Here is a 15,433-nt window from a genome sequence, read left to right as displayed (position 1 = left end):
ACTGATCATGAAACAGCTGCTGCTCGATTTTCTCTGGTCCCATCTGCGCACGCTCGGCGCGTTCCGTACATCCGGGCAGACTCCGGAAGCCGCACGGGAGTCCGCAGGCCTCGCGCCGGGGTACGGCGCCTGGTTCGACGAGTGCCTGCGCGTCTTCGAGCGGGCCGGCCACATCGAGCGGCGGGACGGCAGGATCCTGCTCGATGATGCCGTGCCGTGCCGGCCGATCGAGCAGCTGTGGCGCGAGTGGGAGACGGAAAAGCCCGCATGGCAGGAGAATCCCGATCTCGCGGCCACCCATCTGCTGGTGGAAACCACCTTGCGTGCCTTCCCCGACATCCTCAGCGGACGGCGACCGGCCACCGAGGTCATCTTTCCCGGGGGATCGCTGGAGCTGGTGCAGAACGCCTACGCGACCAACCCGGCGTCAGCGTTCTTCAACCAGGTGCTGGCAGCCGACTTGGTGGCGCGGCTGCGACGGCGGGCACGAGCCGTGACACCGGATGCCGTGCGGATCCTGGAGATCGGCGCCGGCACGGGTGCCACGAGCGCCGTCGTCCTGGAGGCCCTGCGGTCCGCGCGGCTGGACGTGCGCGAGTACTGCTACACCGACATATCAAGGGCCTTCCTGAACCACGCGGAGCGTTCGTTCGGTGCCGGAAATCCTTCGCTGACCTGCCGAATCCTGGACATCGAGCGCCCGGTGGCGGATCAGGGCCTCACCCTCGGCGGGTACGACGTCGTGGTCGCCGCCAACGTCCTGCATGCCACCCGGGACATCCGCCACACCCTGCGCAACGCCAAGGCGCTTCTCCGGCCCGGCGGACTGCTGGTCCTGAACGAGCTGACCGCGAACAACCTGCTCAGCCAGTTCTCGTTCGGCCTCCTCGACGGATGGTGGCGCTACGAGGACCCGCACCTGCGAATCCAGGGCAGCCCGCTGCTCTCCACGGCGCACTGGCGGCACGTCCTGACACGGGAGGGATTCGGCGCGATCGCTCTGCCCGCGCAGGATGCCGAGGATCTGGGACAGCAGATCATCGTGGCCGAGAGCGACGGGGTCATACGGCAGGCGACGGCCGTACCGCGTCCGTCCGCGCCGCACGTGGCGCCGGTGCTTGAGAGTCCGGCGCGGGCCATGGCCGGGCACAGCGCGGGGAGCGAGCCCGGAGACCGGCTGCGTGCCCACATCGAGGCAGTCGCGCTCGATGTGCTGGCAGAGGCGTTGGACATCCCGCGGACGAGGATCGGGCGGGGCGAGCCCTTCTCGAACTACGGGCTCGATTCGATCTTCGCGGTGAACGTGGCCCGGACCCTCGGCGGGACGCTCGGCATCGACCTCGACATCACTGTGCTGTTCGAGCACAACACCCTGGCCGAGCTCGGCGAGTTCATCGTCTCCGAATACGCCGATGACCTGCGGGATGTGCTTCCGCCGGAGCCCGCGTCGCCGGACCCGGCGCCCGGTCCCGCGCGACCTCAACCTCGACCTCAGCCTGAGCCCGACGAGGCCGCGCTCGACGGCATGGCGATCGTCGGCATGTCCGCACGCTTCCCCGGGGCCGACGACGTCGACGAGTTCTGGCGGATCGTCGAGCAAGGCAGACGGTGCATCACCGCACCGCCGGAGAAGCGCGCGGACTGGGCGTGCTACGGCGAGGAGGCAGCCGCGCTGCGGGGCGGATTCCTCGACGGGGTGCATGAATTCGATCCTCTCTTCTTCCGCATGTCGATGACCGAGGCGCGCCAGGTGACACCGGAGCTGCGCCTGCTGTTGATGACGTCGTGGAACGCGGTCGAGGACGCGGGCTACCGGCCGGCCGAGCTGCGGAACCGGCCCACGGGCGTGTTCGTCGCTACGACGCAGAGCGAATACCGGCCCGCCGCCATGGACCTGATGAGCCTGCCGTCGCCCGCGATGGTGCCCAACCGGATCTCGTACCTGCTCGACCTCAACGGCCCCAGCGAGCAGTGCGACACGACGTGCTCGTCCTCGTTCGTGGCCCTGCACCGGGCGATCCGGTCCATCCGCGACGGCGAGTGCGAGCAGGCGCTCGTCGGCGGGGTGAACCTGGTGATGTCGCCCGCAGGTTTCGGCGGGATGCAGGCCGCGGGGATGCTCAGCCCGAGCGGCGACGTCCGGCCGTTCCAGCAGGGCGCCGACGGTACAGCGCGCAGCGAGGGCGTCGCCGCCGTACTGATCAAACCACTGAGACGGGCCATGGAGGACGGGGATTTCGTCCACTGCGTCGTGCGCGGCACCGGAGTGGCCCACGGCGGCAGGGGGGTGTCCTTCACGGCACCGAACATCAAGGGCATGAAGACAGCCGTCGCGCACGCCTACGCCGACGCCGCGATCGATCCGGGCGCCGTGGATTACATCGAGACCCACGGCATGAGCTCGATGCTGGCGGACAGCGCGGAACTGGCGGCGCTCGGCGCCGGACTCCGCACCGAGGACGACGGCGAAAACACGACGTATCTGGGCAGTGTGAAGCCCTGCATCGGGCACACGGAGGTGGTCTCCGGTCTGGCGGCGCTGGTGAAGACCGCGCAGGCGATGCGGCACGGGGTGATCCCGGCGCTCCCGGGCTTCGGGCGGCTGCACCGCGACCTCTCCCTCAAGGGCACGCGGCTGCGCATCGCCACACAGAACATGCCCTGGCCCGAGCGCACCGACGGCGCCGGCCGGCCGCTGCCCCGCCGTGCGAGCATGCACAGCTTCGGGATCGGCGGTGTCAACGCGCATGTGGTGCTGGAGCAGCACATCGCCTCCGCGAACCCGGACGACGACCCGGGCGCACAGGTCCTTGTCCTCTCGGCGCAGAGCGTCGACGCTCTGCGCGAACGGGCGCGCCGGCTCATTCATCGGCTTGCCGAAGCGGATCCGCGCTCCTGGGCGGACATCGCGTACACCTTGCAGGCCGGCCGGGAAGCGATGAGCTGCCGGCTGGCGTTCGTGGCGCAGAGCACGGACGAGGCCGCTCGTATTCTGGGCGGCTGGCTCAACGGCGACCCGGACACGCTCGCCCATGTGGCGTTCGGCGACGGCGTCGATCCCGCTGCCGGCGCCGAGCACGACGGGAGGCCACAGCTGGACCAGGCAGCAGAACTCTGGGCCTCGGGTACGTTCATGGACTGGGACCTGATGCGTCGCGGCGCCCGACGCAGGCGGATCGCACTGCCCGGGTACCCCTTCGCACGTCTGCCTTGTTTCGCCGAGCAGGCGCAGCGGTCGGATCAGGCCTCGCACACGGGCGTCGCCCCTTTGGACGGCGAGGCTTTCGTGGCCGACCTCGTCGCCTCGGTGCTGGGCCTGTCGCGCCACGAGATCGACAGCACGAGGTCGCTCGCCGACTACGGTCTCAACTCCCTGCTTCTGGTCGCGATGCTGGGCCGGATCAGCAAGGTGTTTCCGGGGTTCCAGCCTGAATGGTGGCAGCCGCACGACACATTGAACGACGTGGTCGCGAGGCTGCCCGAGGCGGAGACCCGCTCCACACGCGCGCCGGCCCAGGAGCTGGTACGCCTCAACGGCGCGACCGAGGGCAGGCCGGTCTTCTGGATCCACGGAGCCCTCGCCGGCGTCGAGTCCTACCGCACGATCGCCGAGCGGATCGACCGCCCGTTCTACGGCATCCAGGCCCGTGGCCTGCTGACCGAGGACGCGCCGATCGAAGGCGTCACGGCCATGGCCGAGTACTACACCGAGGTCATCCGCTCGGTGCAGCCGGAGGGGCCGTACGACGTCGGCGGATTCTGCCTCGGCGGCATCGTCGCCTATGAGGTGACCCGGCGTCTCCAGGAGCAGGGCCAGGACGTGGCCTCGCTGACGATGGTGGACTCGCCGGACGAGACCGGCCTGGCGAAGTCGAACGCGAACGGCTTCCAGTCGGCGCGGAGCGCGGCTCTGCAGGTCGTCAATTCCCTGCTCTGGCCGGCGGGGGAGAAGGACCCTGCGCGCATGCGTGCCCGTCTCGTCCACCGGGACGAGGTCGCGGAGGACCTGGACGAGGACACGTTCGTCCTGCGGCTCGCGGAGTTGGCGGCCGACCGCGGCCTCGCCATGAGACCTGCCCAGATCGAGCGGTTCATCAGGCGCACCATGGAGATCCAGCTCGCCTACCGGCTCGGCGAGCACACCATCAGACCTCTGTCGCGGCCGGAAGCCGTGAGGTGCACCTACTTCCGCAACCGGCGCGGGCTCTTCCTGGGCGAGGTCGAACCCTACTTCCAGGTCGCCGGCGAGACCTTCTCCCTCGACCACGTGAATTACCAGCAGGACTGGGCGCGCGAGCTGCCGGGCCTTCGCCTGGTGGAGATCGACGCCGCGAACCACATGACGATCCTGAACGACGCGGAGCCGCTCGCCGCGATCGAGGAGACATGCCTGGCGCTCTACGCGTCCGACGAGATCGGGGCCTCCCGTGGCTGACCAGACCGCCGCCCCTATGTACGACCGCCACGAGCCGGTGGCGATCGTCGGCATCGGCTGCCGACTGCCGGCGCTGATCGACGATCCGACCGCACTCTGGCAGGCCCTGCTCAGGGGTGTCGACGCGGTGCGCCAGGTGCCGCCCAACCGGTGGAACGCCACCGCATGGGCCGAAGCGGAGGCATCCGGCGGGGCGGCGAACCGTCGAGGCGGGTTCCTCGACGACGTCATGGGATTCGACGCGGAGTACTTCGGCATCTCACCGGCCGAGGCACGGCAGATGGACCCGCAGCAGCGGATCGCCCTGGAGGTGGCCTGCGCCGCGGTCGAGGACGCGCGGCGTTCCACAGCGAGTCTCGCGGGCACACGCACCGGTGTCTTCATGGGCGCGATGTGGCAGGAGTACCCGCTGTTCACGCAGGGCGCTGCCGAGGCGATCCACGCCCACTCGGCCATCGGCTGGGACAACTCGGTGATCCCGTCCCGCATCGCCTACGCGCTGGGGCTGCGCGGCCCCGCGATGGGCGTGGCGACCGCGTCGAGCTCCTCCCTGGTCGCGGTGCACCTCGCCGTGCAGAGCCTGCGCTCCGGCGAGTCGGACTTCGCACTGGCCGGCGGCGTCAACCTGATGCTGCATCCGAACACCTCGGTGGCCCTGACGAAACTCGGCACCCAGAGCCCCGCCGGCCTGTGCCGGGCCTTCGACGGCGACGGTGACGGCTACGCCCGGGGCGAGGGCTGCGCGGTAGTCGTGCTGCGCCGGCTGTCCGACGCGCTCGCCGACGGCGACCGCGTCTACGCGCTGGTGCACGGCAGCGCCGTCAACAACGACGGCGCGACCGATGGACTGACCGCCCCCGGCCGCGAGGCGCAGACGGAGGTGCTGCGCTCGGCATGGGAGAACGCCGGCGTCGCGCCGTCCGCGGTGTCGTACGTCGAGGCACACGGCACTGGCACGCCCCTGGGCGACGTGACGGAGGCGGGCGCGCTCGGCACCGTGTTCGGGCCCGAACGGCGCGCGCCGCTGCGCATCGGCTCGGCGAAGACGAACTTCGGCCATCTCGAGCCGGCGGCCGGAGTGCTCGGGCTCGTCAAGGCCGCGCTGGCGGTGCACCACGGTGTCATTCCGCCGAGCCTGCACTTCCGCACACCGAACCCGCGCATCGATTTCCCCGAGGAACGCCTGGAAGTGGTCACCGAGGCGGCTGCGTGGCCTGCCGGGCCGCGGTTCGCGGGAGTGAGCAGTTTCGGATACGGCGGCACCAACGCGCACGTCGCCCTCGGCGAGGCGCCCGAGGGCGCGCCGGTGGAGACCACGCCGGACGCGGGTGGTCCGGTCTGCCTGACGGTCTCCGGCACGAGCCCGCACTCGCTCGCGCGCAACGCCGCGAAGCTGGCGAGCCACCTCGGGCGGTCGCCCGGGACAAGGCTGTCCGACATCGCCTGCTCGCTGGCGACGACCCGCACACACCACCCCGCGCGCGGCGTGGTGATCGCCGGAAGGACGGACGAGGCGGTGGCCGGTCTGCGGGCGCTCGCCGCGGACGAGAGCCACGACGCGGTGGTGACGGGCGCGGCTGCCGGTCGAGGCCGCGTCGCGTTCGTCTTTCCCGGCCAGGGAGCCCAGTGGTGGGGGATGGGCCGGTCGCTGTGGGAGCAGAGCGACGCGTTCCGCGAGGCCGTGACGGCCTGCGACGAGGCCCTCATCGCGCACACCGGGTTCTCGGTGGCCGCGATCGTGCGCGGGCAGGACGGTCTCGCACCGCCCTTCACACGCACGGACGTGGTGCAGCCCGCGTTGTTCGCGATGTATGTCGGTCTCGCGGCGATGTGGCGCGCCTGGGGCGTCGAGCCCTCGGCGGTCGTCGGCCACAGCCAGGGCGAGGTGGCCGCGGCGGTCGTCAGCGGGGCGTTGAGCCTGGCGGACGGCGCTCGCATCGTGGCGTTGCGCGCCCGAGCCGTGCGCGATCACGCGCCGGACGGAGCGATGGGACTCGTGGAGCGCCCGGTGGGCGAAGTCGTCGAGCAGCTGGCTGCCTGCGGCGAAGCGCTGTCCGTCGCGGTGGTGAACACCGCGCGGTCGACCGTGGTGGCCGGAGACGCCGAGGCGCTGGACCGCTTCCTCGCGCGGATGGAGGCCACCGGCGCGTACTGCCAGCGCGTGGACGTGGACTACGCGTCACACAGCCCGCACATGGATGCGCTGCTGCCCGCGCTGCGCGAGCAGCTCACGGGCGTCGCCCCCGCGGATACGGGGATCGCCTTCTATTCGAGCGTGACGGGGGAGCGGCCAGCCGGTCCGGAGCTCGACGCGGACTACTGGTGCCGCAACCTGCGCGAGCCGGTGCGCTTCGATCGCGCGCTGGAGCGCCTGCGAGCGGACGGGTTCGGGACCTTCGTCGAGGTGAGCCCGCATCCGGTGCTCCAGATAGCCCTGGCGCAGGGAACCGAAGCCGACGGGACGGCCGTCGTGGTGGGCAGCTTGCGCCGCGGTCACGGCGGGATCGAGCAGGCGCTGCGGGCGCTGGCAGAGCTCCACGTCCAAGGGGTTCCGATCCTGTGGGAACGGGTGTTCTCGGCCTCGGACACGCGCAGGGCGGACCTTCCGACGTACGCGTTCGAACACCGCAATTACTGGCTGGACGAACACGACGACGCGATCCCGGCCGTGAACCGCGCCTCGTGGCGCGAGGAAGTGAGGGCACTGCCCGAACCCGAGCGTCTGGGATCAGTGGTCGCACTCGTCACGGAGGAGGCCGCGGCTCTGCTCGGCCGGCCCGGTGAAGGCGTGCGCCCCGACATGACGCTGCGCGAACAGGGTTGTGACTCCCTCATGGTGGTCGAGCTGCGAAACCGGCTCAGCGCACGGACACGGGTTGCGCTGCCGACGGTGCTCGCCTTCGACTACCCCACACCGCGAGCGATCGCGACACTGCTGCTGACGCACGCCGACGCGGAGTACGAGCCTCCGGAAGTCTCGCCCGCCGCTGCCGCGGTGCCCACGCGGCCCGATGACGACGACCCCGTCGTGATCGTCTCCATGGCCTGCCGGCTTCCGGACGGAATCAACACGCCCGAAGCGTTCTGGGAACTGCTCGTCGACGGCCGCGAAGCCTCCTCCCCGTTCCCACAGCGCTGGGACGGGTGGGATCTCAGCACGATCGAGGAGGCGGAGCGCGCCGCCACCGGCCGGCGCTTCGAGCGCAGGGGCGGCTTCGTACGCGACGTCGAGGACTTCGACGCGGCGTTCTTCGGGCTCAGCCCGCGTGAGGCGCTGTCCCTGGACCCGCAGCAGCGGCTCGTGCTGGAAGTCGTATGGGAGGCACTTGAGCGGGCCAATCTGCGCACCGCGTCGCTCGAAGGGAGCAACACAGGTGTCTACCTCGGCGCGATGAGTTCGGACTACGACATCGCCCGGCGCTGGGACGTCGCGAGCAGCGACGGCTACAAGATCACGGGCAACGGGTCGAGCCTCATATCCGGGCGTGTGGCCTACACACTCGGCCTTTCCGGGCCGGCGCTCACCATCGACACCGCGTGCAGCTCGTCGCTCGTGGCCTTGCGCCTCGCGTGCGAGGCACTGCGCAGTGGCGAATGCGACCTGGCGCTCGCCGGCGGAGTGACCGTGATGAGCACCCCGCAGATCTTCGTCGAGTTCAGCCGGCTCAACGGGCTCGCGGCAGACGGCCGCTGCAAGAGCTTCGCCGATGACGCCGACGGGACGAGCTGGGCGGAAGGCTGCGGCGTCCTGGTGCTCAAGCGGCTTTCGGACGCGAGGCGCGACGGGGACCGTGTGCTGGCCGTGGTGCGGGGCACCGCCATGAACCAGGACGGCCGCAGCCAGGGGCTCACCGCGCCGAACGGCCCCGCGCAGCAGCGCGTGCTGCGCAGTGCCCTGGCCGACGGGGGACTGACCCCGGCCGACATCGACGCCGTCGAAGCGCACGCCACGGGCACCGTGCTCGGCGATCCCATCGAGGCCGGCGCCCTTGCCGCAGTGTTCTCGGGCCGCGTGCGGCCCCTGCACCTGGGATCCGCCAAGTCCAACATCGGCCACGCTCAGGCGGCCTCCGGTGTCATCGGCGTCATCAAGATGGTGATGGCGCTTCAGCACGAGTGGCTGCCCCGCACCCTGCACGTGGAAAGGCCGAACACCCGGATCGACTGGACCGGCGGTGAACTGGAGCTCCTGCGGCAGCCGAGGCAGTGGCCGAGGACACGTCGGGTGCGTCGCGCCGGCATCAGCTCATTCGGTATCAGTGGCACCAACACGCACGTCATCATCGAAGAGGCACCGGAGACCGTCGTCGCGGACCGGCCCGGCGACGATCTCGTCCACCCGCTGGTGATCTCAGGCACCGACACCGCCGCCCTCCGAGCGCAGGCCCAGCACTGGGCCGAATGGCTCGACGCGCGGCCCGCCGCGTCGATGGGCGATATCGCCTACACCTCCGCCGTCGGCCGTACGCACTTCGACGCCCGCGCCGTGGTCTTCGCGGGCAACGCCAAGGACGCTGCCGAAGCTCTGCGGGCGGTCGGTCCCGGCTCCGCCGCGGCGCCGGGGAAGCTCGCCTTCGTATGCGGCAGCCAGGGCGCGCAGCCGCCAGGGACACACCGTCAACTGCTGGAACAGAGCACGGTGTTCCGCGACACCGTGGCGGAATGCGACGCGGTCCTCTCGCCGTTGACCGGCTGGTCCGTGCTGAAGGTGCTGCGCGGCGAGCAGGACGTGAACAGTCCGGATGTGCTGCCGTGCACGCTGTTCGCGACCCACCTCGGGCGTGCGGCGCTGTGGCGCAGCTGGGGTGTGGAGCCGGCGGCGGTGGTGGGCGACGCGCAGGGCGAGGTCGCCGCCGCCGTGGTGAGCGGGGCGTTGAGCGTGGAGGACGGCGCCCGCGTCATCGTCCTTCAAGCTCGCGCGCGCTCGGGGGAGATGGTCGGCGGTGAGATCTCAGGGATTGTCCCTGGCCGGACTTCCATCCCCTTCTATTCGCGCCTGACGGGCCGCGTTGTACCGGGCCCGGAGCTCGGCGGCGACTACTGGTTCCGCGACCTGAAGCCGGATCCCCATGGGCTCGACCGCGCGCTGGAGCGGCTGCGTGGCGAGGGCTTCGGAGCGTTCGTCGAGCTCGGCACACCCTCCGAGGGCGCCTCGGGCGGCCTGGACCAGCTCTGGCGAGCAGCCGCCGCCTTGTTCGAGCGGGGCCTCTCTCTGGACTGGGAACGGGTCCTCGGGTCCCGTGGTGCCGGCAAGGCCGACGTCCCGACGTACGCGTTCCAGCGCCAACGCTTCTGGCTCGGCGAACTCCCGGCCGGGCCAGTGATGGTGACGGCAGGTCAGGGCACGGACGGCCACCCGTGGTTCGATGCCATCACAACTCTCGCCGGCAGCGGCGGCCACCTGTTCACCGGCCGGCTGTCGCTCGACGACTGCCCGTGGCTGGCCGATCACGCCGTCGGCGGGCAGGTCTACGTGCCGGGCGCGGGCCTGACCGACGCCACGCTGTTCGCCGCCCGGACCGCGGGTGCCGACGCCGTGGCAGACCTGACGCTGCTGGAGCCGGTCGTCCTCCTTCCGGGCCGCGCGCTGCGCATCCAGGCCACCGTCGGCGGAACGGACGCGCACGGACGACGCCCCTTCGCGTTCCACAGCCAGGCCGAGGACACGGATGAGCCGCTGATCTGGCAGCAGCACGTGACCGGAGAGTGCGTGACCCGCGCGGGCGCCGATGTCACGATGCCGCCGGACATCGACAACTGGCCGGTGCCCGATGCCCGGGCCCTCGATATCGAGGCCTTCTATGGACGCGCCCTCGCCAACGGGCTCGACTACGGCCCGGCCTTCCGAGGACTGCGCGAACTCACCTTCAGCGACGGCGTCTACTACGCGCGGGTATCCCTTCCGGACGCGCTGGATCCGGCCGGCCACGGCCTGCATCCGTCGCTGTTCGACGCGGCACTGCAGGCCGTCGTCGCCGGCCTGATGGAGGCGGGTGCGGATCCTGGGCCGCTCGTCCCGTTCATCTGGTCGGACGTCGAGCTGTTTCGTGCCGCAGGCAGAGAACTGACCGTGCGAGTGTCGTTCGAATCTGTTGGGGAGGAGGGCCTCGCACCGGCCACCGTATGGCTGGCCGACCCGGCAGGCCACCCGGTGGCCCGGATCGGCAGGCTGAAGTTCCAGCGCGGCAGACGTCGCGGACACCCGTTCGCCGAGCACCTCTACCGCGTCGGCTTCGAACCCGTACACCCCGTGGCCGACACCGCCGGCCCTGCGGGCACGCTCGTGGTCGGCGACGCAGAGCTGGGCGCGGGGCTCGGCGCCGACGTCGTACCCGATCTGGACGCCCTCGTGAAGCGGCTCGATGTCCGTGCGGACACGCCTCGGCGGCTGCTGTTCGCGCTGCCCGACCGCGCGTCCGCTCAGGGGGACGATGCGGAGCGGAGCGCCGCGGAAGCGCTGCGGACGCTTCAGGTGTGCTTGGGCGACGCCCGGCTCCAGGGCGCGGAGCTCGTCTGGGTCACCCGTGACGCGGTGTCTTCGAGCCCGGACGATCAGGTGGGGAACTGGGCCCACGCCGCGGTGTGGGGCATGGTGCGTACGGCCCGCACGGAGCAGCCCGAGCGCGTCCTGCGCCTGATCGACCTCGATCCCGGTACCCCGGACTTCCGGCTCCTGGCGCGCGTGATCGAGACCGGCGGTGAGCCGGAGTGCGTGCTGCGCGGCGAGACCGTTCACGTGCCACGAGCAAGGCCGACCGTGGAGGAGGTCGACGCGCTCGTCCTGCCGGACGAAGGCGGCTGGCACCTGCGTCAGCGGGAAGACGACCAGCTGGACGTCATCGCCGCCGCGCACGACGAGGGCGCGCCGGAGCCGGTCGCGCCATGGGAAGTCCGCGTCGAGGTGCGCGCCGCCGGGATGAGCCCGGAGCGCGCACAGGTCCTGGAGTTCGCGGGGATCGTCATGGAGGCCGGCAGCGGCGTCACCTCCGTGCACGCGGGTGACCGGGTCATGGGCAGTGCGGCGGAGGTGCTCGGCCGTCAGATCCGCGTGGACGGCGCCGCCCTTCGGCCGATGCCCGCGAGCCTCACCTTCGCGCAGGCGGCCGCTGATCCGTCCGCCCCCGGTCCGAGGCAGGACAAGAGGGCGTTCACTGCCTTCGACGTACGCGACGCGCCGCATGCCCTGCGCCACGCGCGGCGGAACGCCGCGCACACGACCGTGCTGACCCTGCCGCGCGCCCTCGACCCGGACGGTACGGTGCTGATCACCGGCGGCCTCGGCGAACTCGGCAGCGCGCTTGCCGCACACCTGGTCCGCGCGCACGGAGCGCGGCGGCTCGTGCTGCTGTCGCGGCGCGGTGGCGGCACCCCCGAAGCCGGCTCGTTCGTGCGGGAGCTCGAAGCCGCGGGCGCCGAGCGCGTGGACCTGGTCGCGGGCGACGTCGCGGACCGGGCCGCATTGGCCGCGGTCCTGGAGGGGATCGACCCGAGCCATCCCCTCACGGCTGTGTTCCACCTCGCCGGCGTGCTCGACGACGGCCTGGTGGAGGGCTTTACCGCAGAGCGGCTGCATCGGGTGATGGCACCCAAGGTCCGGGGCGCGCGCCTGTTGGACGAGTTGACCGAGCGGCTGGACCTGGCCGCGTTCGTACTCTTCTCCTCGGCGGCCGGAACGCTGGGCACCGCGGGACAGAGCGGGTACGCCGCGGCGAACGCGACGCTGGACGCCCTGGCGGCGAACCGGCGGGGGCGGGGTCTGACAGCACTCAGCCTCGCTTTCGGGCTCTGGGAACAGGCCGGAGTGGGCATGACCGCCCACCTCGGCAAGGCCGAGCTGGGACGCCTGCGACGTCAGGGGATCGGCGCCCTGACCTTGGCCGAGGGCCTGAACGCCCTGGATGTCGCACTGGCGCGGCCCGAGACCCAGCTGATGCCGGTGCGCCTGGAACTGGGCTCGCTGCGACACGCGCTCGGCGACGCGGAAGCGCCTCCCCTGCTGCGCACCATGCTGCAAAGCACAACGGAAGGGCGCCGAGCCGAAGTTTCCGAGACCGCGCAGTCGCTCGATACGCGGATGGCGGACGCCTCCGAAGCCGAACGGCCGGCCCTGCTGCTGGACCTGGTCCGCGGCGAAGCCGCCGACGTGCTCGGCCTGCCCGGACCCGACAGCGTGCCGGCCGACAAGGCACTGCGTTCCCTCGGGATGGACTCCCTCACCATGGTCCAGTTGCGCAAGCGCCTCGCCAAGCGGCTGGACACCACACTGCCCGCCACGCTGGTGTTCGACTACCCGACCGTCGAGGCCATCGTCGGGCTCCTGCTCCACGACGCCACCACCCTGAGAGGGAACGAGAAGTGAAGACAGAGGCCCTGTTCATCGCGGGTACCGCCACCTACCTGCCCCCGGCGACCAAGGTCCAACAGGCCGTCGCCGACGGCCGGTTCGACGCCCAGGACGCCGAGGACACCCAACTGGAGTCGGTCTGCGAGGCCATGGACGAAGCTCCGCCCGAGATGGCGGTGGCCGCTGCCAGAGACGCCCTGGAAAGGTCGGGCCACCGGGCCGACGACATCGCGCTGCTGCTGCACGCCTGTGTGTACTTCCAAGGCCTTGAGCTCTATCCGACCGCTTCCTACATCCACCGCGAAGTACTCGGAGACCATTCGGCGCTCGCCTTCGAGGTCAAGAACGCTTCCAACGGCTGCATGACCGCTTTGGACATCGCGGCGCGCTCCCTCGCGGCCACCGACGACGTGGCGGCGCTGGTGACGACCGCCGACAAGGTCGGCCTGCCGGTGATCGACCGCTGGAACAGCGACATCGGCATCGTCCCCGGCGACGGTGCGTCGGCGATGGTGCTCAGCAAGAGGTCCGGGTTCGCACAGGTGCTGAGCACCTCCACGGTGTCGGATCCCACCCTTGAGCGTCTGCATCGCGGCGACGCGCCCTTTACGCCTCACCACGACCCCACGCTCCCCATCGACCTGCGTCTGCGCAAACTGCAGTACCTGGGAGACGTGGAGCTCGACGAGTTCACCCGCCGATTCCGGGCCGGCCTCAGCGACTGTGTCGATCGAGCGCTGCGCGACGCGGACATTCGGCTGGGCGACGTCGCCCGGTTCGTCGTACCGCACTTCGGACGCATCGTGGTGCAGCGCGAGGTCCTTGCCGCACTCGATATCGGCCTCGATCGCACGACCTGGGCCTGGGGCCGTACCGTCGGCCACCTGGGCGCGGGCGACCAGATCGCCGGACTCGACCACCTCGTTCGGGAGCGCGCCGTCGACGTCGGCGACCTCTGCATGCTGCTCGGTGTCGGTGCCGGCTTCACCTGGACGTGCGCCGTGGTCCGGATCGTCGAGCTTCCCGAGTGGCCGACGCCGTCGGCCGGATTCGGCCTCGGGGGCGGGCGGATCTGATGCGCTGCTACGTGTTCCCGGGACAGGGCATCCAGAAGAAGGGGATGGGACGAGACCTGTTCGGAAGGTTCCCCGACCTCCGTCGCCGCGCCGACCGGGTGCTCGGATACCCGATCGAGGAGCTCTGTCTGGAAAACCCGGAACGACGGCTTTCCGAGACCACGTACGCGCAGCCCGCGATCTACGTCGTCAACGCGCTGCACTGGTCAGCGGCGCAGGAGGACCTGCCGCCCGCGGACTTTCTCGCGGGTCACAGCCTGGGTGAGTACAGTGCGCTGTTCGCGGCCGGAGCCTTCGACTTCGAGACCGGCCTGACGCTGGTGCAACGCCGTGCGGAACTGATGAGCCAAGTCGGCGGCGGTGCGATGGCCGCCGTCGTCGGTGTCTCCGAGCAGATCGTCGAGGAGACTCTGAAGCAGCACGATGCCACCGGCGTCGTCATCGCCAACTACAACGCGCCCGAGCAGTTCGTGCTCTCCGGCAGCCGCGAGGAACTGGCGCGGATCAAGCCGGTGTTCGAGAAGGTGGAAGGTGTCAGAGGGTTCGTCCCGGTCCGAGTCAGCGGCCCCTTCCACGCACCGGCGATGGCCCCGGCCGCCGCGCACTTCCGCACCCTGCTGGCCTCGGTCGACGTGGGCGAACTGCGGACACCGGTCATCTCCAACGTGACCGGCCGGCCGTTCGGCCCCGATGCGCAGGAAGTCCGCGAACTGCTCGCCGGGCAGATCGCCGAGCCCGTCCGCTGGACCGACTGCATCCGGTATCTGCGGGACGCGGGCGTGTCCGTTTTCACGGAACTGAGCGAATCGAAGGTGCTCACCTCGCTCATCGACCGGATCACCACGGCGCAGGAGCCCGCACCCGACCTGCGCCGAGACCTGATCGAGCGCATCAAGCGCGAGATCCTCCAGCCGGAGATCGGCGACGAGGCGCTGGGCTTCGACGAGGACGCGTCGTTCCGGCAGCTCGGCCTCAACTCCATCATCTACGTGCGCCTGGCCCGCCGGGCCGGGAAGGTCCTCGGTATTCCGATCAAGCCGGACGTCATCTTCCAGCACCGTACCTGCGCCGCCCTGGCGGACCACCTCCTGACCCGCGACGACATCGCCCGAGCCCCGGCGCCCGAGGCCCCACCCGCGCCGTTGCGTGAATACCAGGACGAACGGGTGACGGCCCTGCTGCGCGACTGTGCGGACGGGGCCCTCGGCGTGGAGCGGACCATCGAGGCGATCCGCGCCCTCGCGTGACGAGCGCCGCATGCGTCACTACCTCGTCCTGCCGTAGGGGAAGCGGACGAACACATGGACACGACCATGCCGTGCCACTCACCGTGCCCGGGCAGGTCGGGGGCGATAGAAGCACTCGATGCCGCAACGCGAGCGGAAGCGATCCCGATCCACCGGTCGGCCTCCGTCCGTCCTCGTCCTGCCCGCCCCAGCACCCTCACGACGGCGGCCTTCAGGCCGTCGTGGCGGACCTTGGCCCGGGGGACCCGCCCAGCGTCCGCAGGGCGTGAACACGGCCTTCGAAGAAGGCTTCCTTGTCCGCAGGGAGGCAAACACGTCTCTCCGTACTGGG

The 15,433-nt window shown here is 70.9% G+C and carries 4 protein-coding genes; all 4 read left to right on the top strand.

Annotated features, from left to right (window positions below; genetic code table 11):
* Positions 1-7 precede the first annotated feature (7 nt).
* Genes ACZ4LX_RS06610 through fabD form a run of 4 tightly spaced genes read left to right on the top strand, consistent with a single transcriptional unit; the run spans position 8 to position 15,102 of the window.
* Complete coding sequence (locus tag ACZ4LX_RS06610) at positions 8-4,435, top strand: beta-ketoacyl synthase N-terminal-like domain-containing protein (protein WP_467638861.1); 4,428 nt, start codon at positions 8-10, stop codon at positions 4,433-4,435.
* Positions 4,428-12,794 carry a type I polyketide synthase gene (locus tag ACZ4LX_RS06605; RefSeq protein ID WP_467638864.1) on the top strand — a complete coding sequence of 2,789 codons (8,367 nt, stop codon included), beginning with the start codon at positions 4,428-4,430 and terminating at the stop codon, positions 12,792-12,794. Before ACZ4LX_RS06610 ends, ACZ4LX_RS06605 begins: the two co-directional genes overlap by 8 nt.
* Positions 12,791-13,855 (top strand): ketoacyl-ACP synthase III family protein, encoded by a 1,065-nt coding sequence (locus ACZ4LX_RS06600; RefSeq protein WP_467638867.1) that lies wholly within the window; start codon positions 12,791-12,793, stop codon positions 13,853-13,855. Before ACZ4LX_RS06605 ends, ACZ4LX_RS06600 begins: the two co-directional genes overlap by 4 nt.
* Positions 13,855-15,102: an ACP S-malonyltransferase gene (gene fabD, locus ACZ4LX_RS06595; RefSeq protein ID WP_467638870.1), complete on the top strand. Its 1,248-nt coding sequence runs from the start codon at positions 13,855-13,857 to the stop codon at positions 15,100-15,102. Before ACZ4LX_RS06600 ends, fabD begins: the two co-directional genes overlap by 1 nt.
* Positions 15,103-15,433: the final 331 nt, after the last annotated feature.

The organism is Streptomyces sp. NPDC026062 (assembly GCF_055568375.1).
The sequence above is the reverse complement of the archived record's forward strand: the minus strand, read 5'-3'. Positions and strand labels throughout refer to the sequence as shown.